Genomic DNA, 19,638 nt, shown 5'->3' on the forward strand with positions numbered 1-19,638 from the left:
GCGAAGTCTTCAAATAGGCGACCCAACGCTCAGAGCGTTTCCTGCTTGTGGCCGCACTGCTTGCAGGCGTATTTGACGCGGGTCTCGCCCCTGTCTGCCTGCAGCCGGTTCGGCGCACCGCATTTGCCGCAGACCGCCTCAATCCGGGTCGCGCCCTGCTTGACGACGAGATTCCGCTTTTCCATGGTCTCGCGGATCAGGCGCTCGGCCTCCTCGCGCATCGACTGCTTCGACATGATCCATACCGGTCGTTGGTTCGCGGGCGCGGTCATAGCACGACCGTATGCCGCTTCAACAGCGGATATCGGGCCGTAGTAACCCTGACGGGTCAGACGACGAGCTGGTCGACCGGCAAGCGGAAATGCCGTGGCTTGTATGCCTTTGACGGACGGCCGACGCGAAACACGTTGACGAGGCGCAGGCCATCGCCGATGTGGCCGAGCGCGCGAAGCCGCTCGTTGAACCCTGGATGATCGGCCAACGCCGAAATCGGGCAGGCGGCGAGCCCGGCGCGGTCGATTTCCAGCCAGACACGATAGAAATGCCGACCGGAGATGAGTGGGTCCTCACCTTGCGGCCGGCAGAACAGGACGATGGCCGATGCCGACGTGGTCTTGGCGCCGTCGGCCAGCAGCGAAGCCGCGAGGCCGAACCGATCCAGCGGCTTGAACAGGCTGCCCAGCACGAAGCGGGCGGCCGTGGCTTCGAGCGCATTCATCGCAAGCGCGTCGCGGTTGAGGCCGTTCTCCAGATATTGCGGATGGCTCTGCGACAGCCGCATCCACATCAACAATTCGCGCCGGTAGTCGTCGCCGCGGACGAAGGAGAATTCGGCCTGGTCGGCCCAGCCGGCAATGCCGGCGATCGCCTGCCGATCCCTGATGCAGGTGACGTCGTCGCGTGCGGCGGAAAGCTGTGCAATGGACGCCGCATCGGCCGGCGACGACACGAAGGTGCCGCGCCATGACATCCGCCGCGCAACGTGGTCGGCAAGCGGATCGGGCGTGGAGCCCCTGCTGGCCGTAAACGTGCAAAGCGCTGTAAATTGTGGCGACAGCCGCTGTTCGAGCGTCGTGACACCCACCATCGCAAGACCGCGGCGGTTGAACGCGAGCGACATCCCTTCCAGGGCCGCGCCATGCGAGATCAGGACGTCATGGCCGGCGGGATCCGCGACCGGCGCGCGCACGCGCGTATCATCGATCAGCGCCAGCCGTCCGTCGTCCAGCAAACGCCAGCGCGTCGGCTGGATGTTGTGAACGCTCGGCGCCAGCCGCGCCTCGGCGACGAGCTCGCGCACCAGATCCGGTGTCAGCACGCTCATGCCGCCGCCAGTTTCTTTGTGAAGAGATGCAGCCGGTGCAACGGTTTCGCGCCGACCTTCTCGACCTGGCGCAGCGAGGGGCCGTTGACGTCTGATATCCAGGTGCCGCCGAGGGTACGGTAGCCGGCCTCCTGCAGCGCCAGTGCGGTGCGATAGAGCATCGCGCCGTTGAGGCCACGATTGTGCAGATCGCGGCAGACCGATTGGTAGATCAGCACGGCGCGCGTGTTCGTCAGGCGGTGGTGCAGGAACTTGAACGGCGAGGATAGCCCGATCCGGCCGCCGATCGCCTTGATCAGCGGATTGAGATCGGGGATCGCGATGATCGCGCCGGCGGCCCGGCCGCGATGATAGACGACGGTGGAAATCCGCTTGTCGATGATCCACATCATGTCGCCGGCCTGGAACAGATATTCGGCCGCGGTCGGCGGCACGAACATCGGGTTCTCGGCAAAGCCGTCGTTCAGGATGATACGGGCATCCTCCAGCCGCACCTTGAAGGCGGACCGCTTGATCGGCTGCCAGACGAAGTCGGGATCGGCGAGCACCGCGCGCTGCTTGTCGCCAAGCAGTTGCTCGGGTTTGCCACCATCGAGCGCGATCTCGAACGTGGTCATCGGAAACGTCGCAACGTAGCCGGCGCGTTCGAGATGGCGCGCAATGTGCGGCGGGCTCCACATCATGTCGGTGAACGGCGCCTTGTCGAAACCGTCGGTCATCACGCCGACCTGCTGCATCGCCGTGAGATTGAAATTGCCGGTGACGCTGGTCATGCCGCGCGCAGCCAGCCATTGCTCGGCCGCCTTCAGCAGTGCATCCGCGACATCGGGATCGTCGATAAAATCGAAGAAGCCGAACGCGCCATTGGCGGTGCCGTGCTTGCGGTTGGAATCGTCGTGGATCGAGGCCGCGATGCGTCCGACCGGCCGGCCGTCGCGATGAGCGGAGAACAGGACGTAGCGGCCGTGGCCTTCGGTGACGAAGGGATTTTTTGCGGGATCGAACATCCGGTCAAAATCGCTCCACAGCGGCGGCACGTAGAGACTGTCAGGACCATAGGCATTGAGGGCTGCGTCGAACGCGGCGTGGCGGTCGCCCTCGCGGATCTCTGATGTCATTTGGCCTCCGGAGTAAGCGCAAGGATCCGCCGCACCAGCGCCAGCGCGGTTTCGGTCGCGGGGTCGGCGGCAGTGACCGGCACCGCCAGCACGATCAGGTCGAGCGGATCATGGGCGAGCACGATGACATGGCTGGCGCTGTTCGCCGTCATCAACGAGATCATGCGCTCGGCGGCGGGCTCGGTGGGCGCCAGCCCCCACGGCGCATCGGACCGGCGGAGCACGCGCCGGGTCGACAGGAAATCGCGCAGCAGCGGCGGATCGTAAAGCGCGACCTCGCTTTCGCGGAAGCGGCGGGCGCTTTCGAAGATCGGGTGGCGCGCCAGCTCCGCGATCAACTGGTCGCGGGTCTGCGCCGGCGAGGCGGCAACCGAATTGAGCACGCCGGGCTCCTGCGATTCGAACAGCGCCCGCAACGCGTCGGTCATCAGGCCGATGGTCAGCACGCCGGCGACCGCTACCGCGACGAAGCGGATGATCTGCGCCACATCGGCATCCGGCACCATGAAGGCGGCGGCGAAGCCGAGCAGGCCCGAACTGACCAGCCGCAGCGCCATCATCGCCAGCCCGTGCCGGCGCGTCTCGGCGCCGCCGCCCGCGATCAGCATCACGGTGACGGTGAGCAGCGCGCCGAGGGCGCCGAGCCGGACCGGAATGTGCGGAAACAGCGTGCGGAAGTCGGTGAGGATGAACGGGATCACCACCAGCGCGCCGACCGCAAGCCGACCGATGCTGCGGTTTTCCGAGGCCATCAGCGCCGCGCGGTCGCGCGAGGCCAGCAGAAGCGCGCAGATGGCAAAGCCCAATAGCTGGAAGAGCGCCAGCGCGATCGCATAGGGCATCGCCAGGCGCTGCAGCCCGAACGTGCCGCCGAGACCGAGCAGGATGCCGCCACCGAGTGCGGCGATCTTGACCGCGCGCGGCGCGTGCCGCCGCAGGATGCCCTCGGTAACGATCAAGGCGCCGAGCGGAATCAGCGAGGCCGGGATCACCGACAGGCGATCGAGCACGACGCTGCCAGTCCACCACGCCACGCCGCGGTCCAGGAACAGCATCGCGATCACGCCGAGCGCAAGCAACAGGCGCCGGGTCAGCGGGCTCCGGGGATCGCGCCGGTAGAACGTCATCATCGCGACCGCGACCCCAATGGCGCCGCAGAGATTGACGATGGAATCGGCGATCACCCCTGAGGTCATTTGCCGCCCGTCAGTTGGTCGATGGCGCGGCGCACCAACGGGCGCAGCAGGGCAGCAACGAGCGCGTTGCGCGGCCTTTCGATCGCGGGCCGGTGCGGATTGAGGAACCAGCCACGGCAATCGGTGCCGGAGCTGCGCCCCAGGATCAGCGCGATCGCCTCATAGGCCATCAGCATGCCGGTCGAGATGACCATTGGCGCGAACGACATCCGGCTGCGGCGGCCGGCCGCGACCTCGCCTGCGATCGCCAGATCGACATAGTTGCGCGACGAGGAATGCAGCATCACGTGCTCGATCTCGGCCCGCATCGCCGCACGCCGGTCACCCTCGGTGATCTCTTGCCAGTCCTTGCCGAGCGTTGGAAATCCCAGCCGCTGCTCGGGGCGCGGATCGTTCGGCCGCACCACGATCACCGACGGCAACGGCGACATATAGGCGTCGATCACGGTGGCATCAGCGCTTTTGGCGGTCCGGTAGAGATGAACGCCGGCGGCAATGTCGTCCATGCCGTTGACGATGACCGGGCAGCGTTGCGCGATGGCGGGCAGTTCGGTGGTCCAGTTTTCGCCGAGCACCTCGATCTCGAGGGTCGGATTGATGCGCTTTGCCGCCTCGGCGGCGACTTCCGCCTTCTCGCGGCCGACCTCGTCGGCGAAGGCGAACACCTGGCGATTGAGATTGGAGACCTCGAAGCGGTCGATATCGGCGATCACGAATTTGCCGACGCCGGCGCGCGCCAGCGCCATGAAGGCCGCGCCGCCCATGCCGCCGACGCCGCAGACGAACACCCGCGCCTGCCGCAGCAATTGCTGTTCGCGCTCGTCGATGAAGCCGATATTGCGGCCGGTGAAGGAGTAATAGTCGAAACTCATCGCGCGCCCCCGGAATCGTGATGGCGCGGGCGCAAGGTGCCGAAGGCGCGCGTATCGTCCATCCAGTGGACCACCGGCAGCACCAGCCGCTGCAGCGCCAGTACCGCGGAGGCCGCCAGCAGCGCCGGCAGCGAGCCGTGCGGCACCTCGCTGGTGAGATAACGGCGCGCGCCGGCGAGATCGATGCGGCCGAGCTGCAGCACATCATCGCCGCGGTCGTAATCCAGTTCGCGCTGGCAAAAATCGTTGTAGATCGCGTTGCGATGCTTGGGCGCGATGTCGAACGTCTTCTTCAAGGCATCGGAGCCGCCGGTATAGGCGTTGGTGATGACGAAGCGCTCCTCGTCGAAGCCGGCCTCGTCGCCGACGCCGAACACGGCACGATGATCGGCCATGATACCGCGGGCGAGCTGCAGATGCGCAAAACTCTGCCGCGCACCCGGCAGCGGCGACGGATAGACGTCGGAAAAGGTGTCGCTGACCATGCCGGCGACCGCGGGCACCTGGGTGACGTTGGAGATCCATTTCGGCCGCAGCCCGTCGCGGGCGAACAGCACCAGCGCGGTCAAGCCGTAGAGCACCCAGGACAGCCCCTGCCCGCGCACATCGGGATCGACCATGACGAGCCCGAGATGGGTGACTTCGGCCGGCTCGCCGTCGAGCGGAACGCTCATCACCGACAGCGCGTTGAAGGCAATCGGACGTCCGCTGTCTTCCTCGCAGATCAGGGTGACGACGGCTTTCGACAGCCGTTCGGGTTCGCCGGAAAAGATGCCATAGGTCAGGCTTTCCTGCGGCAGCGTCTTGGCGGCGACGATGCGCAGTTGCGCGACCAGTTCATCGAGCTCCGCCTTCGGCAACGACAACCCCGGCGATTCGACGATTCGGGTGCGCTGGCCCACCTGCGTGCGCAGAGTGAGATCGATGGTCGGCTGCGACAGCGCCTTCAGCCAGAAGCCGGCATGGCCGCGCAGCCGGGCGGCGGTCGCGCGCAGTTTCGCAAAACCGTTGCCCGTGCGCGATGCCGGAGTGCCGTTATCCGATGACGCCATGTGTCCTGCCCGTGATCGGTGCAATTCCTGCACGTCCGCCTGTTAAGGAGCGATGAGCGCAACCTGACGCTGTTTGCCGCAGGGTAAACGAGCCGTTCAAAGAAAAGAACAAGTTCGAGCGGCGGCTTCCGCTTCACCTCGCCCCGCGTGCGGGGAGAGGTCGGAACGCATCGCCAGATGCGTTCCGGGTGAGGGGGAGTCTCCACATATCGAACTGTCACCGCCGTCGCGGAGACAGCCCCTCACCCCAACCCTCTCCCCGTAAGAACGGGGAGAGGGAGCGCGTTCCGGCTCAGGCCGCCTTGGATACTTCCATCAACAGGCGCTCGGCCTTGGCATCCTCGATGCGGTTCACGAGCTTGCCGCTCTCGTGGTTGTCGCGCACCGTCTTGGTCAGCGTGATGCAGGTCTGGACCAGCATCACGATGCCCATCGTGAGATAGCCCTTCATCCAGATATCCATCGGCAGGAAGAACACGCCGATGGCGACGAGGAAGGCGGAGGCAGCGAAGGACGCATAGGTAAAGGTCACCCAGGCACCGCTGTGGGGTTGGATATTCTGGTTCATGGTAGTCTCCTTGATGATACGAGGTCTGATGGTTGGTGAAGGTTGGGGATTAGGCAGCTGGCGGGCGCCGGGCTTTCAGCCGGGCCAACACGTCGTCGGCGGTCGATTTTATGCGCGGGCCAAAACCCTGCTCGGCTAGCTTTTCGGCGGTGGCGAGCGGACCTGAGGTAGCGTCGATCTCGATCAGCGCGTCGTCGGCGGCCTGGACTTCCATCTGCCGTTCGCGCAACCGCTTCAGCGTGGCCTCGGCTTCAGGCAGCGTGGCCTCGTAGGGGCGCGCCGCCTCGATGCCGCTGCGGCGCAGCGAGCGGACTGCCTCCGAGGCACGCGCCAGCCGGCGGCCTCGGTCGAGCTCGGAGATGCGCGCCTCGGCGTTCGCCACGTGGCGCTTCAGCCGCGTGATCTCCGAGGCGAACAATGCGCGCGCGGTCGTCGCGGCATCGCGCTCGGCTTCGAGATTGGCGATCGCCTGCGCGGCTTCGCGGGCGAGATCGTCCCGACCGCCTTCAAGCGCCGCGGAGGCGCGAACCTCGAGATCGGCGATCCGGCTGTTGGTGATCTCGAGCCGGCGGCCCTCCTGCTGATCGCCAGCGATCGCCAGCGCCAGGGTCCGCTTCGAACGCTCCACGGCCGCCGCCGCGTCGCGCATCTGTTGGTCGAGGATCACGAGGGCCGTCCGGTCCCCGAGTTCCTCCTCTGCCGCAGCCACGCTGCCGCGAAAAAGCGTCAAAACAGTTTTGAACATTTGGTCTCTCCCTGCTATGAGCATCGCTCATGAGTCACTTGTAGCACATCTTGAGCGACGCTCAAGTGTTATTTGAGCAACGCTCACAGCTATAATTAACGGCGAGTAAATCATGTCCAAAGCATTGGAAAGACGTGCCAAACTGCGCGAAGCGCTGATCGAGGCCGCGGAACGCGCAATCGCGGCTAAAGGTCTAGGCGGCCTGAAAACCCGCGAATTAGCGCAGGAAATCGGCGTCGCCAATGGCGGCGTCTACAATCTGGTCGAGGATGTCGACGAGCTGATCCTGCGCGTTGGCTCGCGCACGCTGGCGCGGCTGGACGCCTCGCTGTCGCTTGCCGAGATCGGCGGCTCGTCCACCCCGCGCGAGATGCTGGTGCGGATCGCGGTCGCCTATTGCGACTTCGCTGCGGAGAATCTCGAACTGTGGCGCGCGCTGTTCGAGCACCGGATGCAGCCCGGCAAGCCGGTGCCGGAATGGGCCATCAGCGAGCAGATGGAATTATTCCGCCACATCTATAAACCGCTCGCCGCGCTGTTTCCGCAGCGCTCGTCTGCACAGCTCGGCGTCACCGCGCGCAGCCTGTTCTCCGCCGTGCACGGCATGGTCACGCTGGGGCTGGAGCAGAAGCTGATCGCGGTGCCGCTTCCCGCGCTGCGCAACGAGATCGCGACGCTGACCCGCGCGATGGTCGACGGGCTGACGGGGAAGAAAGAGTAGCGCCGTTGCCCGAAGGATCCCTGCCTCACGGCTACATGGTGTAGGAGCGTCCAGGTTCGAGCGCGTAGATGGTCAGGAAGCGGAGCGGGCGTTCCGGATCACAATTGCGAAACAATGTGTGCGGGATATCGGCCCGATCCTGCAAAGTCTCGCCGGCCCGATACTGTCGCGGCTCATCGGTGCCATAAGCGGACTCGGCGATCCCTTCGACGATGAAGATCACGCCGCCCACGGGATGCCGGTGCAGCGGAGCAACGCCACCGGCTGGATAGGTCACCTCAACCACGACAAGTTCCCTGTCATCGCCGGTCAATGGAAGGCGTTCGAGAAGCTTGCGCGTGACACCCGCAAACCCGGCATGTTGGGGACTTGCCTGCTCGTCTTTGCTTTCACCCACTGGACACCCTTTCTTATCAAGCGTTGCGTAGTTGTACCCCGATCGGATCGCAGCGCGAATACGAAGGTCTTGTTGCCGACAGCATGTCCGCGTTGCAAGATTTTGATCGCGAATGAAACTCTTGCTGTCGCCGCAATTGCCGCGTTTGTCTGTTCCCGGAAGTCCCAGCGCCGATCGCCGCCGCTCGGTGAAACCCAGAACAAAGCCCAGCTCAGTGGATCTTGCATGCGAACTAGTATCTTGACTGCACATTTGTCAGGGGTCGCCGCCTTGGTGGTGGTTGTCGTCGCTCCGAGCTTCCTGTCGCTGTCTTTGGCACGGGCCGCGTCCCCGCCCCCACCTGAGTGTTCAATGTCGGTAACGCTGGCGGATTGGGGGCAGAATTCGACCGGCGACATTGATGTCAAGTCAGGAGAAAGCTGCCTGTTTCCAATCGGGATACGCGGCACGGTCACTGACTCGGCCATTTCGCAAAAGCCGGGATACGGCAAGCTGAAGAAGGTCGACCCATCTACCTTCGAATACAAAGCGAAGGCCAAATACAAGGGGAGCGACACGTTCGCCATCAAGGCAACGGGTCAAGGGCCGGCCGCTTCCGGCACATCGGTTATCACCGTGCACGCGACGATCAAGTAGTTGATTTCGACCAATCGGACACCGCCCGTCGGGCGGTGCGCTTCGCTAGCGAAAGTACGTGAGGAATTCGGTCGGATCGACCGGCTTCGCGATCGAGACCTTCACGGTTCTTTCCGGATATTGTCTCACGACATACATGTCGATGAGCTTCGCGGCGGAGAGATTGCGTTCCACCATCGTCCCGGTATCCGGGTTGATCGCCATCGCTCCACAGTCATGGAAATCGACCGTACCGTAGTCCGGCAGCTGCAGGAGCGTCGGAGATGGCGGGTCCTCCGGCCTTTCTGTCACCCATTCCGCTGTTGCTCCCGGAACCTTGAAAGGTTGCCCTGTGCTGGTCAGGGGCGCGGTCTGAAAGAATTGCACGGAGCGGCCGGTTGTAAGGTTCGTGATCACGAATGATACTCCGGCGCGATCGTCCGCCACCTGCATGAAGCACAAGACGACATCGCCCGGGTGAATCGCTGGCGACATAAGTGTCATGGGCAACGCCTGGGCCGGGTCGTCCCTCACCCACCATTGCCACCACGCGAAGAATGACTTCGTCGGGCCACCCGAACTCGGATCGATGTTTTGCGCCGTGCCAATTTGCGGCAGGGTCGATCTGTAATACCGGCGCTGCCCATCAAAACCGATCCACGTCGAACTGTGATACTTCTCGCTGGCTCGGCCTCCGGCTGGCTCATCTGGCACCGGAATCTGAAATCTCCCCCAGATCGACGAAAATACCTTGCCATCCCTCGGCATGATGTAGGCACCAGACCAATTGAGGCTACTTTGCCGCCGCGGCGATTGCTGGAAAAAGCTGCTGCTGTGCGTCGTGACGAGGGGAAGTACCTCGAAATCGAATACCTCGAATTCCACGGTCGGAGCGAACATCTGCTGCCAGAATGCGTACTCAGCCGGCTGAAGCGCCGGATCGGGCCGCCTTGGGAACCCAAGCCTCGTCAGTTCTTCCTGCGACGCGTCCAATGGGCGAAACCCGGCTGCGGGAAGAAGGCTCTTCGTCGAATCCTTGACGATCTTCCTCAGACGTTTGAGGTCGAGTGTGGGGCTCCGCCCTTTCTGCTTGATCATTGCCATTCACCCGCGGCAGCCGCGATCGCACCGTCAAACAGCGGCACTGCATTCGGAGTCAGGATGGCGCTGTCCAGCAAATCCGCTATCCGGACGCCGCCTTCCGAATCCTTCGGATAGTGCACACCGGCAATCTCGCGGTTACGAGCGACCGTATCCGCCAGAATGGAGAGATCGGAGTTCATTACCGCCTGGTCGGCCGCAGACATCGCCGTCGAGGTCGCCGTCGTTTGTGTTGCGGCAAAAACCCTGAGCATGCAGTTCTTCATCAAATGCGCCTGCGTCGAATGCCCGCTTGGCCAAGATGCGTGGCCGGGGACCTGGATAGGCGGAAGCAATGCGGGACATATCTGCGATGGCCTGGGCAAATCGTATTTGTCCTTGAAATACAATGCCGCAAAGGATCCAATGAGACTGGCGATATTCAACACGCGCCAGGTTTGCGGATGCGAACCGGGCCTGGCGGTGAGCACCGCGAGGAAATCCGTGAAGAATTCCACGTCCTGCGAGAGGATGAGGCCCATGGCATCCGGCCGTTCATCCCGCGCGGCAAGCACAAGGTTGTCGATCTGCAGGTCGTAGTTGGCGACCAGGTCGGTCCGAATTGCCGTGAGGGCAGCGTCGCCATCGACGGTCGCCGCCCAACCGGGAACATTGGCCACCATCTGGTGCAAGACACGCCACGCATACCAGTTCGCCGACCATTGCCGACTGCCGAAATGCGCCGGTGGCGTCCGTCGCAGGCTGCCAAGCTCGTTTGCGCCGGCAGGATCAAGCCTCGTGACGAATGGCAAGTCGACGCGGTCGGAAATAAACCAGCCATCACCGCCGACGTTTCCTGTATTTCCGGTGTTTCCGGTGTTTCCCGTATTGCCAGTGTTACCAGTATTGCCCGTGTTGCCCGTCATGACGTCTTTCCCTTTTTCGGCAGTTGTCGCCAGCAATGCAGGTCAATCAGGAAGCCCCGCCGATCGCAGGTGCCCGAGCCAGGTTTCCAAGGCGGCGCCGCGAAACGGGCAGCGCGTCGCGTAGGACGATACGCGGAACCCCGGTTGAATGTGCAGGTAGCGACGCGTCGCGCGCGCGGCTTCTTCGCGACGACCCAAGGCATTGAGTGTGACGATGAGGAGACGATGATTGAAGCGGATCAGCTCGTTGCGGCTCAGAGCGCTACGCACCCATTCCAATGCCTGCTCATAGTCGCCATTCACGTAATGGGCCTGGCCGAGCAATCCCTCGTGCCAGAACGAACGGAAGTCGAGCGGCGAAAGGCGTACGCCCTGCTCACCTTGGCGCACCGCCGTGGGACCGTCACCAAGAAAGCCCGACGTCGCGCTTGCCATGGTCCACGCCATCGCTGAACTCGGGCCGGCGGCAACGGCGCGCTCCAGAGTTATCTTTGCCTTCTGAAAGTCATGCAGCAAGTACGACTGGACATGGCCATACACCCCCAACGCGAACGCATCGTCGGCACTCCGTTCGATGGCTTCCGTTGCATATCGGGCGCCGTCGAGCGCGTCGCCGTCCGGATCCGGCGATCCAATTTCTCCGATCCGGAACACGTACCAAAGAGCAACGTGGGCATAGGCCAGAGAAAAATTCGGGTCATGCGATATGGCCTGCTCAAGCAAGCCCCTGGCCTTCGAAAACGAGTCGTAGTCCATCCGATACAACAGCTCGAGCGCCTGCAGCACGAGATCGTAGGCGGTGAGATTCTGCGGGTGTTTGCGCATCGCCCGCATCCACTCCCGCTCACGGACCTGCGGCGCAATCTGTCTCACAACGTTGATAGCAATGCGATCCTGAAAGGCAAAGAGTTCTCCAAGGTCGCCTTCATGCAAATCCGAACGAACGACTTCTCCCGATTCGGCATCACTGAGCTCAGTCACAATACGGACCGTCGTCATTGTCCTCTGCACTCCTCCATAGAGGACGTAACGAACCCCGAGCTGACGGCCGATCTCGCGCACGTCAATATTGCGGCCGCCGAAGCCAAGGCTGGACCCTCGTGAAACCACGAAGAGTTCCTTGAGCCCGGCGAGGCCGCGAATGATATCGTCGACGATGCCATCGGCGAAGTATCCCTCGTCCGGGGTGGCCAAATTCATCCGGAACGGCAGAACTGCAATCGAGGGGCGAGGCTCCGAGCCCGCCAGCGCTTCCCCGACAAGCTTCGCAGGCTGCACGGACGGATGGAGCGCATAAACGCGTACCGGGCGGCCCATATTGCGAAGATGGAGGTCGCCAAGATCAATCACACTGACGTTGAGATCCTTGCCAAGCTGCTCGGCAACTGCGCCCGAAACGACAATACCACCCGCGGCCGCATAGGTTTGAAGGCGCGCGGCAATGTTCACACCCTCGCCGTAGATGTCATCTTTTTCCACGATGATATCCGCAGCGTTCAACCCGATGCGAAAGCTGATGCGCTCGTCAGCGGGCATTCCTGCCGTATTGATAGCCACCGCTTCCTGCAGCGAAAGAGCACAACGTGTCGCGTCTCGCGCGGTATCGAAGGTTGCCAGAAAGCCATCGCCGGTGTTCTTGACGATCCTGCCGTTCTGCGCCGCGACACCGGGGTCGAGGACATCGGACCGCAACTGCATGAGCCGCGTGTGAGTGTTTGCCTCGTCGGCCTCCATCAAACGTGTATAGCCAACCACATCCGCTGCGAGGATTGCCGCAAGACGTCGTCGGACCTCCGGCACCGATGGGGTCATATTATTGATACTTCTATGAAATTTACCGATACTTCTTAAAATTGCAGTATAAGGAGCAGGCCACTGATCCGAGAAGGATATCGTCATCAAGGTCGCAAAGGAAGTCACGATCGACAGAGGTGCTGACCGACCGCGGCACTGCTTCGCCTGCGACAAGACCGCGCATCGTGAGCTCGATTTGGCGTCGGACCCTGACGAATCTCACGCCTCAGCCGCATCGTTAGGCACTGAAGAAAATGTGGTGACAAGGCCGCCACACTTTCGGCAGGTCATGTGTCTCGGACTGGGGAGTCTTCGCCCTAAGCCTCGACAATCAAGTAGCTGACACCGAACCGGCAGGCACGCCTGAATCGGGCGTGCCCGCGGAGTGAACCGGCCAACGCAATCCATATGCGGACAAGATTGTTGACCAAAGGGTACAGAATCTTCGCGCTCACGCCTTGTTGGGGGTAAAGATCACCTTTCCCTTGAACGCCGCGGCCTTGCCGATCGCCTCCGCAAATCCTTCCAGGCCGTAGGTCGCCGCGATCGGCGCGCTGATCGCACCAGACGCGACCATCGGTACGAGATGATCATACATTGCGGCCATCGCCTCGTCGGTCGCGGCCTTGCCCCAATGTCCGAGCCAGAAGGCGCGCACGGATAGATCGGAGAAGATCATGCTCGGCGCCGAGCCAGTGAACGGTTGCCCGCTCATTGCGCTGTAGATCACCACGACACCCTTCGGCGCCAGGCAATTCATCAAGTTCAGGGTGGACGAACCGCCGACCACGTCAAGCGCCAGTTGGACGGGCGCCCCGCCGGTTTCCCTGGCGACGCGCTTGGCCAGGTCCGGGCCGTCGACCAGTACCACGTCTGCCCCGAGTGACTTGACTTCGGACACCACGTCCTCGCGCCGCACGACATTGACCAGCCGGATTCCGAGCGATTTCGCGATCGCGATGACCGCACGCGCCGTCGCCGAATTGGCGCCATTCTGGATCGCCCATCCACCCCGCGGAATCTTCACGAAGTCGGTCAGCAACAGATAGGCGGTCGCCGGGTTGACCCCGACCATGGACAATTGCGCGATATCGGCCTGTTCCGGCAAAGGACGCTGCCAGGATGCCGCGAACTTGACGCGTTCGGTCCAGGTCGGCGTCATGAAGGGAATCAGCGTCCGGTCGCCCTCCTTCAGGTTCGTCACCTGCGATCCCCTGGCGATGACCCGGCCAACACCCTCGATCCCGAGCGTGGCCGGCGGCGTTGGCAGAGTGCCGTAGCGGCCCGCGGCGATCAGGAAGTCAGAACTGTTGATCGGTGCCGCCTCGACCGCGACCACGACCTCGTTGGGCCCGGGGATACCGACGTCGGCGACTTCGTTCAGCTTGATGACTTCGGCGGGCTTTCCAAATGCTACGACTTGAACCGACTTCATGGGCGTTCTCCTGGCTTGTTATGTACTACTGGGTATAGAATGCATCGGATACGCCTCCAGTCAAGGCGTTCACGGTGAGTTGAGGGCTTCACATCCGACGCGGGAGTACATAAAAAAGCATCATGGCAAGGCCGCGCAGCTTCGATCCAAATGATGTTCTGGACATCGCCCGCCAAATGTTCTGGCAGAAGGGTTTTCAGGCGACCTCGCTCGACGAGATCACAGCGTCGAGCGGCGTGGCAAAACCCAGCCTCTATGCCGCCTTCGGCGACAAGAATGCGCTATTCCTGAGGGTGCTGGATCGCTATCACGACGGCATCCTTGGCTGGGCCGAGCGGACCCTGGCGCAACCTGGCTTGGCCCGCGACGCCGTCAGACAGTGGCTTACCGGGTTCATCCCCTATTGTTCGGGCGAGAAGGGCCAGCACGGCTGCCTGTCGGTCAACTCGGCAACCGACGGTTCACTCGACCAGGTCGGGGTACGAAAGAGCATCGAACGCTACAACAAGCGCCTCGAGGAACTGCTGCGCGCGCGGCTTCGTGCCGATCGCGCCCAGTTCAAGAAGGGCTTTGACCCTGACATCACCGCGCACACCATCATGGTCGTGCATTCGGGACTGATGGCGCTAGCACATCAGACCCCGGATTCGAAGCGGGTAAAAGCCGTGATCGACCAGGTCATGAACCTGGTCGCCTGATCATCGATCCGCGTCGGCTTCCCCAACACAGACATAAAATCGTATAATTGCAACGCATAGTATCGTTTGAGCGCGGCGCTACCTCCATAGGAATGCCCACCGCGTTCAGAACGCTTCACCAGTCAGGAGCGACCTTGGACATAGTTCACATATTTCTGTTCGCCGCGGCGATCATCGTCGCGTTGTTCGTGGCATACAATCTTCTTCATTACATCCTTTTCCTGCTGGTGACGCATCCGAGAGACGCGAGCGAGATCGGCCACGCACTGAATCCGTTCGAGCAGCGCCAATTGGTCGAGTGGGCCCCACGGCCGGACGATTTCCTCAAGCACGATGACGAGACGCGGACATATGACGACGTGTTCGGCACGTATCGCGACGAGCAGGCCAACTACAGCACGTGCGTGTTCCCCCGAACGCCATTTTCGCGACCTTACGAAGCCGAATACGGTCTTCTGAAACCCAAGGACGGGATGCGATTCCTGGATCTGGGGTGCGGATCCGGCGCTGCCGCCGCCTATCTCGCCAGCCGGAGCAACATCGAGATCGTGTGCGTGACCAATTCATCCGTGCAAGCCGACATCTGCCAGCGCAAATTTGCGAAACTCGGCGGACGTGGACAGGTCATCGTCACTGATTTCGACAGCCTCGATCTCCCAAATGAAAGTTTCGATGCGATCTATTCGCTGGAGTCGATCGGCTACACCAAGAATCTCGACGCCTGGCTTGCGCGATGCTGGCGAATGCTCAAACCGGGCGGCCGCCTGCTGATCCTCACACCGGGATCGCTGGATCATTGCCGGCGCGAGGAGGATTACCGGAGCGTCACCGCCTTCTTCGACAACTGGCGCTACAATTTTGTCGGCGCCAATCTTCTCGTCCACAAGATGCGCCAGCTCAACTTCGGCCCGATCCGCTACCGGCGTCTGCCGTTCTGGGCCTGGGGCCTGACCTGGAACTTCTTTCAACACCTGATGCTGTGGAAGTACCGGTTGAAGATGCGTACCTTCGTGGAGCTGGAAAAGATCATCTGGCGCACATCGAAGGTCTTCGTGTTCGGCAACCCCTACAACACCGTGCTCGCCATCAAGCCGAAAACAGCACGGCTCAACGAAGCGGCCCCTCAAACGGCACAGGCGGATCAAAGCGCAAGCTGAATTCGATCCCCTTTACACGAACCGGCGTCCACTTCGCTCGAAACGCTCCAAGACCGCGCGCTTCAGCGAGTTCGGCGACCGCCGTCTGTCCTGAAAGACCAGCGCAGCGGCAGCGCGCCTCGCCTGCGCACCATCCGACGAGCGCGGAAACTCCAAAGACGTTCGGCGCCCTGAAACGCCGCGATCTCGGGTGAATCCAGGATCACCTCCGCGTCGCCCGTCATCTGCAGGGTATCGCCGGTCTCGAAATCGACGAACACCAGCCCGGCCTTGCCGTTCAGCAGGATGTTGCCGAGCGTGTTGAAGAACAGATTGCCGGCAAAATCGGGAATCGTTAGCGTCCCGTCATCGCCGACGCGGACGAAGCCCGAATTGCCTCCGCGATGCGAGACGTCGACCTGGCGACGGTCCTCGCGCTCGGCGTAGGATGCGACGAAGAACGTGTCCGCCGCCCTGATCATGTCGCACGCGGCTTGATCGAGTCTGGAGTTCTCTTCGATCGCTCCCGTGAACGGCTCGTCCGGCTCGCGAACGAACCTGAAATCCCGCAGCTGGATATACTTCGGACAATTGCCAAAACTCTGATCGACGTCGAAGCCGAGCGCCTTGCCGGACGAAGGGCAAAGCATTCCGTTGACGCGGTTGCGGCGGCGCGTGTGCAGCTCGATCCCCAGCAGCGCAATGGCGTCGCCTTCTTGCGCGCCCTCGCTCGCGGGATCGCTCGGATCGGGCTTGGCATCGATCTCGAGGCTGCGCGGTGTTGGTGACGAGATGAAGCCGGGCCTGCCCGCCAACAAAGTTGCCCATGCGTCGCCCTTGCGGTCCACGCTGCCCAACACGATGAAGGGAATCTGTGCGTAGAACTCGCGGTGCTGGTCGGGCATGAAATCCCGCACCGCCCGCTGGCCCACGGCCTCCATCCGCTCGGCGACACCGACCTTCTGCTGGATTGCCTTTTCCCCGGCATGCCAGGTCGCCAATCTGCTCTTCGATCGCCTGTCGCTCATGGTCTCGCCCTCCCCTTCGGGTTGGACGGGCGCGTCCCGGCGGCGCGCCCGGTCAACGCGTCATGCAGCAGCCGCCAGACCGACGGCGGTCTTGGCGAAGGGCACGAAGCCCGGCAGCGCCTCGATCCGGCGCAGCAAGGCGTTGACGTGGGGATATGCCGCGAGGTCAACGTTGCCTTCGGGCGCGCTGGACAGATAGCTGTAGAGCGCCACGTCCGCGATCGTGGGACGTTCGCCAACCAGCCAGTCGCGGTCGGCCAGATGAGCCTCAAGCCGCTTCAGCACGACATGCGCGCGGCCGATCACGTCCTCCGGATTGAACTTCGCGCCGAACACGGTGACGAGCCGCGCCGCAGCGGGGCCATAGGCGATCTCTCCTGCGGCGACCGACAGCCAGCGCTGCACGGCGGCGGCGCCCTTGGCATCCGCGGGCAGCCAGTCGGTGCGGCCGAGTTTGGTGGCGAGGTAGACCAGGATCGCGTTGGAATCGGAAACGATCGTGCCGCTGTCGTCCAGCACCGGAACCTGGCCGAAGGAATTGAGCGCGAGGAACTCCGGCGTCTTGTGCGCCCCGGTCCCCAGGTCCACTTCCACCAGTTCGTGTGGAATGCCCAACAGAGAAATGAACAGGCGCGCGCGATGCGCGTGGCCCGACAGCGGATAATAATAGAGCTTCATGGTGGCTTTCCCTGCACCGAGAACGGGGTCATTCCCGATCCGCGACACAGAGAATAATTAATTGCACCAAAAATGATAATTATTGGATTTATCACTTCATTGTTGCAACAATTGCAACAATTAGGACTCAGCCAAAACGGGGCCATAAGCAGTCCGGCGGCTGTGCGCCGGTGCGCGGCGAAGCCCCAGGGAGCGGCGGCTTCGTTATTGTTCAGCGCATCACGAACGGGTTGGCCGGAACGTCCTGCGCGGTCGAGATCCAGACGCTCTTGGTTTCCTGATATTCGCGGACCGCGTCGATGCCGCTCTCGCGTCCGACGCCCGAAAACTTCATGCCGCCGAACGGCATCATGTAGCTGATGGCCCGGTAGGTGTTCACCCACACGGTGCCGGCGCGCAGCAGTTTCGGCACGCGGATGGCGCGCGCGAGATCCTTGGTCCAGATGCCGGCAGCAAGGCCATAGATCGTGTCGTTGGCGATGCGAACGGCATCGTCCTCGGTGTCGAAGCCGATAATCGAGAGCACCGGCCCGAACACCTCCTCGCGCGCGATTCGCATGGTGTTGTCGACGTCGGTAAAGATCGTCGGCTCGACGAACTGGCCGCCGATGATGCCATCGCCGGAGGCCGGCTTGCCGCCGAGCAGACAGCGCGCGCCCTCCGCCTTCGCGATATCGATGTAATCGAGCACCTTCTTGTACTGTGCGGGCGTGGTGATCGGACCGACATTGGTGTCCGAGCGCATCGGGTCGCCGATCTTGGCGGTCCGCGCCACCTCCAGCACGCGTTCGACGAACTTGTCCTTGATCGAGTTCTGCACCAGGAGGCGAGATCCGGCGATGCAGGTCTGCCCCGTGGCAGCGAAGATGCCGGAGATCGCGCCCGCCGCGGCGGCGCTGAGATCGGCATCCTCGAACACGATGTTGGGAGACTTGCCGCCGAGCTCGAGCGACACGCGCTTCAGGCTTTTCGCCGCGGTCTCATAGACCTTCGCGCCGGTCGTATCCGATCCGGTAAAGGTGATCTTGGCGACGCCGGGATGCGCGATCAGCTCGCTGCCGATCTCGGGCCCGAAACCGGTGACCACGTTGAAGATGCCATCCGGAATCCCGGCCTCTTTCGTCAGCGCGGCGAATTCGAGCGTGCTGGCAGAGGTGAATTCCGACGGCTTGACGACAACGGCACAGCCTGCGGCAAGCGCGGCGGCGCATTTCCAGGCCACAAACAGCAGCGGCGAATTCCAGGCAGTGAGCGCTGCGACAACGCCGACCGGCTCATGCGTCGTGTAGGCGAAGGTATCCGGCTTGTCGATCGGCACCAGGCCGCCTTCGAGCTTGTCGACGAGGCCGCCGAAATACCACCACCATTCCGGATGGTAGCGGACCTGGCCCAGCATCTCCGCCATCAGCTTGCCGTTGTCGCGCACCTCGATCTCGGCAAGGCGCTCGGCATTCGCAGCGACGAGGTCGCCGAGCTTGCGCATCGCCTTGCCGCGCGCCGACGCCGTCATCTTCGGCCACGGACCGCGCCACATCGCCTCATTGGCGGCCTTCACGGCCTTGTCGGCATCGGCGGCCGAACCACGCGGAATCTTCGCCCAGGCCTCGCCGCGATAGGGATCGATCGTCTCGAACCATTCGCCCTTGGCAGGATCGACATACTGGCCGTTGATGAAAAGCTGATAGGTCTTCACGGTACCCTCCCGTCGAGGCAGACACGGCTGACAAACGATATGATGTATTCCGTGACGTCGTGACAACGAAGGCGCATCAACGCCGTTTCACGGGCTCACGCCCTACAGTTCGACGATCACGTAATTGTCCTCGACATGCACCGGAAACGTCTCGGCCACGTAAGGTCCCTTCTGCAACGCCTCGCCGCTTTCGACCGCAACCGGATAGGAGCGGATCCTGAACCGGTTGGGATCGAACCAGGACTGGCCGTTGCGCATGTCGAATTCCCAGCCGTGCCAGGGACAGCGCAGCATCTCGCCGACGCGGTCGCGTTGGTAGATGCCGGGCTCCGGCGAGGTCAGGCGCGCGACACAAGCCGCCTTCTCCAGCGGCGCGCCCTCATGCGGACAGCGATTGAGCAGCGCGAAGAATTCACCGTTGACGTGGAACACGACGATGTCGCGCCCCTCAACGCCGACGACCTTGTTGCCGCCGGCCGGGATATCGCTGGTGCGCGCGACAATGTGACGAGCCATAGAACCTCATAGCGTTTTCGAGCGAAGTGGACTTCCGGTTCGCGTG

20 protein-coding genes and 1 pseudogene are annotated in these 19,638 nt (G+C 62.8%); 4 read left to right on the forward strand and 17 right to left on the reverse strand.

Going from position 1 to position 19,638, the window contains the following annotated elements; all coding sequences use genetic code 11:
* Nucleotides 1–29: 29 nt before the first annotated feature.
* The 8 genes from ACP2YO_RS41175 to ACP2YO_RS41210 all read right to left on the reverse strand — a co-directional run bounded on the left by ACP2YO_RS41175 (nucleotide 30) and on the right by ACP2YO_RS41210 (nucleotide 6,875).
* Nucleotides 30–236 (reverse strand): hypothetical protein, encoded by a 207-nt coding sequence (locus ACP2YO_RS41175; RefSeq protein ID WP_426436908.1) that lies wholly within the window; start codon nucleotides 234–236, stop codon nucleotides 30–32.
* Nucleotides 237–328: 92 nt separating this feature from the next.
* Nucleotides 329–1,324 carry a hypothetical protein gene (locus tag ACP2YO_RS41180; protein ID WP_426436909.1) on the reverse strand — a complete coding sequence of 332 codons (996 nt, stop codon included), beginning with the start codon at nucleotides 1,322–1,324 and terminating at the stop codon, nucleotides 329–331.
* Nucleotides 1,321–2,442, reverse strand: a complete 1,122-nt coding sequence (locus ACP2YO_RS41185) for a GNAT family N-acetyltransferase (RefSeq protein WP_426436910.1) — start codon at nucleotides 2,440–2,442, stop codon at nucleotides 1,321–1,323. The genes ACP2YO_RS41180 and ACP2YO_RS41185 overlap by 4 nt, the downstream gene beginning before the upstream one ends.
* Nucleotides 2,439–3,638 (reverse strand): hypothetical protein, encoded by a 1,200-nt coding sequence (locus ACP2YO_RS41190; RefSeq protein ID WP_426436911.1) that lies wholly within the window; start codon nucleotides 3,636–3,638, stop codon nucleotides 2,439–2,441. The genes ACP2YO_RS41185 and ACP2YO_RS41190 overlap by 4 nt, the downstream gene beginning before the upstream one ends.
* Nucleotides 3,635–4,510: a HesA/MoeB/ThiF family protein gene (locus ACP2YO_RS41195; RefSeq protein ID WP_426436912.1), complete on the reverse strand. Its 876-nt coding sequence runs from the start codon at nucleotides 4,508–4,510 to the stop codon at nucleotides 3,635–3,637. The genes ACP2YO_RS41190 and ACP2YO_RS41195 overlap by 4 nt, the downstream gene beginning before the upstream one ends.
* The gene (locus tag ACP2YO_RS41200; RefSeq protein ID WP_426436913.1) at nucleotides 4,507–5,562 is read right to left on the reverse strand and encodes a hypothetical protein; all 1,056 of its coding nucleotides are present in this window, start codon (nucleotides 5,560–5,562) and stop codon (nucleotides 4,507–4,509) included. The genes ACP2YO_RS41195 and ACP2YO_RS41200 overlap by 4 nt, the downstream gene beginning before the upstream one ends.
* 292 nt (nucleotides 5,563–5,854) lie before the next feature.
* Nucleotides 5,855–6,130: a YiaA/YiaB family inner membrane protein gene (locus ACP2YO_RS41205; RefSeq protein WP_426436914.1), complete on the reverse strand. Its 276-nt coding sequence runs from the start codon at nucleotides 6,128–6,130 to the stop codon at nucleotides 5,855–5,857.
* Between the two features lie 49 nt (nucleotides 6,131–6,179).
* Nucleotides 6,180–6,875: a PspA/IM30 family protein gene (locus ACP2YO_RS41210; protein ID WP_426436915.1), complete on the reverse strand. Its 696-nt coding sequence runs from the start codon at nucleotides 6,873–6,875 to the stop codon at nucleotides 6,180–6,182.
* A gap of 112 nt (nucleotides 6,876–6,987) precedes the next feature.
* On the opposite strand from ACP2YO_RS41210, the gene ACP2YO_RS41215 reads away from it, so the two are divergent.
* A complete protein-coding gene (locus ACP2YO_RS41215) occupies nucleotides 6,988–7,596 on the forward strand; it encodes a TetR/AcrR family transcriptional regulator (protein WP_426436916.1) in 609 nt (202 codons plus the stop codon).
* Between the two features lie 31 nt (nucleotides 7,597–7,627).
* Here the strand turns inward: ACP2YO_RS41215 and ACP2YO_RS41220 are convergent, their stop codons facing one another.
* Nucleotides 7,628–8,245 carry a cupin domain-containing protein gene (locus ACP2YO_RS41220; protein ID WP_426436917.1) on the reverse strand — a complete coding sequence of 206 codons (618 nt, stop codon included), beginning with the start codon at nucleotides 8,243–8,245 and terminating at the stop codon, nucleotides 7,628–7,630.
* Nucleotides 8,246–8,344: 99 nt separating this feature from the next.
* Between ACP2YO_RS41220 and ACP2YO_RS41225 the strand changes: the two genes are divergently transcribed.
* Nucleotides 8,345–8,629 carry a hypothetical protein gene (locus ACP2YO_RS41225; protein WP_426436918.1) on the forward strand — a complete coding sequence of 95 codons (285 nt, stop codon included), beginning with the start codon at nucleotides 8,345–8,347 and terminating at the stop codon, nucleotides 8,627–8,629.
* A 45-nt stretch (nucleotides 8,630–8,674) separates the two neighbouring features.
* Here the strand turns inward: ACP2YO_RS41225 and ACP2YO_RS41230 are convergent, their stop codons facing one another.
* The 4 genes from ACP2YO_RS41230 to ACP2YO_RS41245 form a co-directional block, all read right to left on the reverse strand.
* Nucleotides 8,675–9,706 carry a G1 family glutamic endopeptidase gene (locus ACP2YO_RS41230; RefSeq protein WP_426436919.1) on the reverse strand — a complete coding sequence of 344 codons (1,032 nt, stop codon included), beginning with the start codon at nucleotides 9,704–9,706 and terminating at the stop codon, nucleotides 8,675–8,677.
* Complete coding sequence (locus ACP2YO_RS41235) at nucleotides 9,703–10,614, reverse strand: hypothetical protein (protein WP_426436920.1); 912 nt, start codon at nucleotides 10,612–10,614, stop codon at nucleotides 9,703–9,705. The genes ACP2YO_RS41230 and ACP2YO_RS41235 overlap by 4 nt, the downstream gene beginning before the upstream one ends.
* Nucleotides 10,615–10,656: 42 nt before the next feature.
* Nucleotides 10,657–12,426 carry an adenylate/guanylate cyclase domain-containing protein gene (locus ACP2YO_RS41240; protein WP_426436921.1) on the reverse strand — a complete coding sequence of 590 codons (1,770 nt, stop codon included), beginning with the start codon at nucleotides 12,424–12,426 and terminating at the stop codon, nucleotides 10,657–10,659.
* A gap of 433 nt (nucleotides 12,427–12,859) precedes the next feature.
* On the reverse strand, nucleotides 12,860–13,843 hold the full coding sequence (locus ACP2YO_RS41245; RefSeq protein ID WP_426436922.1) for a zinc-dependent alcohol dehydrogenase family protein: 984 nt from the start codon (nucleotides 13,841–13,843) through the stop codon (nucleotides 12,860–12,862).
* Between the two features lie 122 nt (nucleotides 13,844–13,965).
* Here ACP2YO_RS41245 and ACP2YO_RS41250 point away from each other — a divergent pair, with 122 nt between their 5' ends.
* A complete protein-coding gene (locus ACP2YO_RS41250) occupies nucleotides 13,966–14,541 on the forward strand; it encodes a TetR/AcrR family transcriptional regulator (RefSeq protein WP_426436923.1) in 576 nt (191 codons plus the stop codon).
* Nucleotides 14,542–14,675: 134 nt separating this feature from the next.
* Nucleotides 14,676–15,698 (forward strand): SAM-dependent methyltransferase, encoded by a 1,023-nt coding sequence (locus tag ACP2YO_RS41255; protein WP_426436924.1) that lies wholly within the window; start codon nucleotides 14,676–14,678, stop codon nucleotides 15,696–15,698.
* Between the two features lie 63 nt (nucleotides 15,699–15,761).
* Here the strand turns inward: ACP2YO_RS41255 and ACP2YO_RS41260 are convergent.
* The 4 genes and pseudogenes from ACP2YO_RS41260 to ACP2YO_RS41275 form a co-directional block, all read right to left on the reverse strand.
* A pseudogene (locus ACP2YO_RS41260) lies at nucleotides 15,762–16,705 on the reverse strand (pyridoxamine 5'-phosphate oxidase family protein); the annotation flags it as partial.
* Nucleotides 16,706–16,765: 60 nt separating this feature from the next.
* Nucleotides 16,766–17,383, reverse strand: a complete 618-nt coding sequence (locus tag ACP2YO_RS41265) for a glutathione S-transferase family protein (protein WP_426436925.1) — start codon at nucleotides 17,381–17,383, stop codon at nucleotides 16,766–16,768.
* A gap of 211 nt (nucleotides 17,384–17,594) precedes the next feature.
* Entirely contained in the window at nucleotides 17,595–19,076 is a 1,482-nt protein-coding gene (locus tag ACP2YO_RS41270) for an aldehyde dehydrogenase (RefSeq protein ID WP_426436926.1), read from the reverse strand.
* Nucleotides 19,077–19,178: 102 nt separating this feature from the next.
* Nucleotides 19,179–19,592 carry a Rieske (2Fe-2S) protein gene (locus tag ACP2YO_RS41275; RefSeq protein ID WP_426436927.1) on the reverse strand — a complete coding sequence of 138 codons (414 nt, stop codon included), beginning with the start codon at nucleotides 19,590–19,592 and terminating at the stop codon, nucleotides 19,179–19,181.
* Between the last annotated feature and the right edge of the window lie 46 nt (nucleotides 19,593–19,638).

The sequence above is a fragment of the Bradyrhizobium genosp. P genome (genome assembly GCF_049949265.1).
Taxonomy (GTDB): domain Bacteria; phylum Pseudomonadota; class Alphaproteobacteria; order Rhizobiales; family Xanthobacteraceae; genus Bradyrhizobium.

Bases quoted from the DNA above. Each gene is read 5' to 3' on its own strand.
- ACP2YO_RS41175 (WP_426436908.1), bottom strand. From the start codon at position 236: ATGTCGAAGCAGTCGATGCGCGAGGAGGCCGAGCGCCTGATCCGCGAG.
- ACP2YO_RS41180 (WP_426436909.1), bottom strand. From the start codon at position 1,324: ATGAGCGTGCTGACACCGGATCTGGTGCGCGAGCTCGTCGCCGAGGCG.
- ACP2YO_RS41185 (WP_426436910.1), bottom strand. From the start codon at position 2,442: ATGACATCAGAGATCCGCGAGGGCGACCGCCACGCCGCGTTCGACGCA.
- ACP2YO_RS41190 (WP_426436911.1), bottom strand. From the start codon at position 3,638: ATGACCTCAGGGGTGATCGCCGATTCCATCGTCAATCTCTGCGGCGCC.
- ACP2YO_RS41195 (WP_426436912.1), bottom strand. From the start codon at position 4,510: ATGAGTTTCGACTATTACTCCTTCACCGGCCGCAATATCGGCTTCATC.
- ACP2YO_RS41200 (WP_426436913.1), bottom strand. From the start codon at position 5,562: ATGGCGTCATCGGATAACGGCACTCCGGCATCGCGCACGGGCAACGGT.
- ACP2YO_RS41205 (WP_426436914.1), bottom strand. From the start codon at position 6,130: ATGAACCAGAATATCCAACCCCACAGCGGTGCCTGGGTGACCTTTACC.
- ACP2YO_RS41210 (WP_426436915.1), bottom strand. From the start codon at position 6,875: ATGTTCAAAACTGTTTTGACGCTTTTTCGCGGCAGCGTGGCTGCGGCA.
- ACP2YO_RS41215 (WP_426436916.1), top strand. From the start codon at position 6,988: ATGTCCAAAGCATTGGAAAGACGTGCCAAACTGCGCGAAGCGCTGATC.
- ACP2YO_RS41220 (WP_426436917.1), bottom strand. From the start codon at position 8,245: ATGTGCAGTCAAGATACTAGTTCGCATGCAAGATCCACTGAGCTGGGC.
- ACP2YO_RS41225 (WP_426436918.1), top strand. From the start codon at position 8,345: ATGTCGGTAACGCTGGCGGATTGGGGGCAGAATTCGACCGGCGACATT.
- ACP2YO_RS41230 (WP_426436919.1), bottom strand. From the start codon at position 9,706: ATGATCAAGCAGAAAGGGCGGAGCCCCACACTCGACCTCAAACGTCTG.
- ACP2YO_RS41235 (WP_426436920.1), bottom strand. From the start codon at position 10,614: ATGACGGGCAACACGGGCAATACTGGTAACACTGGCAATACGGGAAAC.
- ACP2YO_RS41240 (WP_426436921.1), bottom strand. From the start codon at position 12,426: ATGACCCCATCGGTGCCGGAGGTCCGACGACGTCTTGCGGCAATCCTC.
- ACP2YO_RS41245 (WP_426436922.1), bottom strand. From the start codon at position 13,843: ATGAAGTCGGTTCAAGTCGTAGCATTTGGAAAGCCCGCCGAAGTCATC.
- ACP2YO_RS41250 (WP_426436923.1), top strand. From the start codon at position 13,966: ATGGCAAGGCCGCGCAGCTTCGATCCAAATGATGTTCTGGACATCGCC.
- ACP2YO_RS41265 (WP_426436925.1), bottom strand. From the start codon at position 17,383: ATGAAGCTCTATTATTATCCGCTGTCGGGCCACGCGCATCGCGCGCGC.
- ACP2YO_RS41275 (WP_426436927.1), bottom strand. From the start codon at position 19,592: ATGGCTCGTCACATTGTCGCGCGCACCAGCGATATCCCGGCCGGCGGC.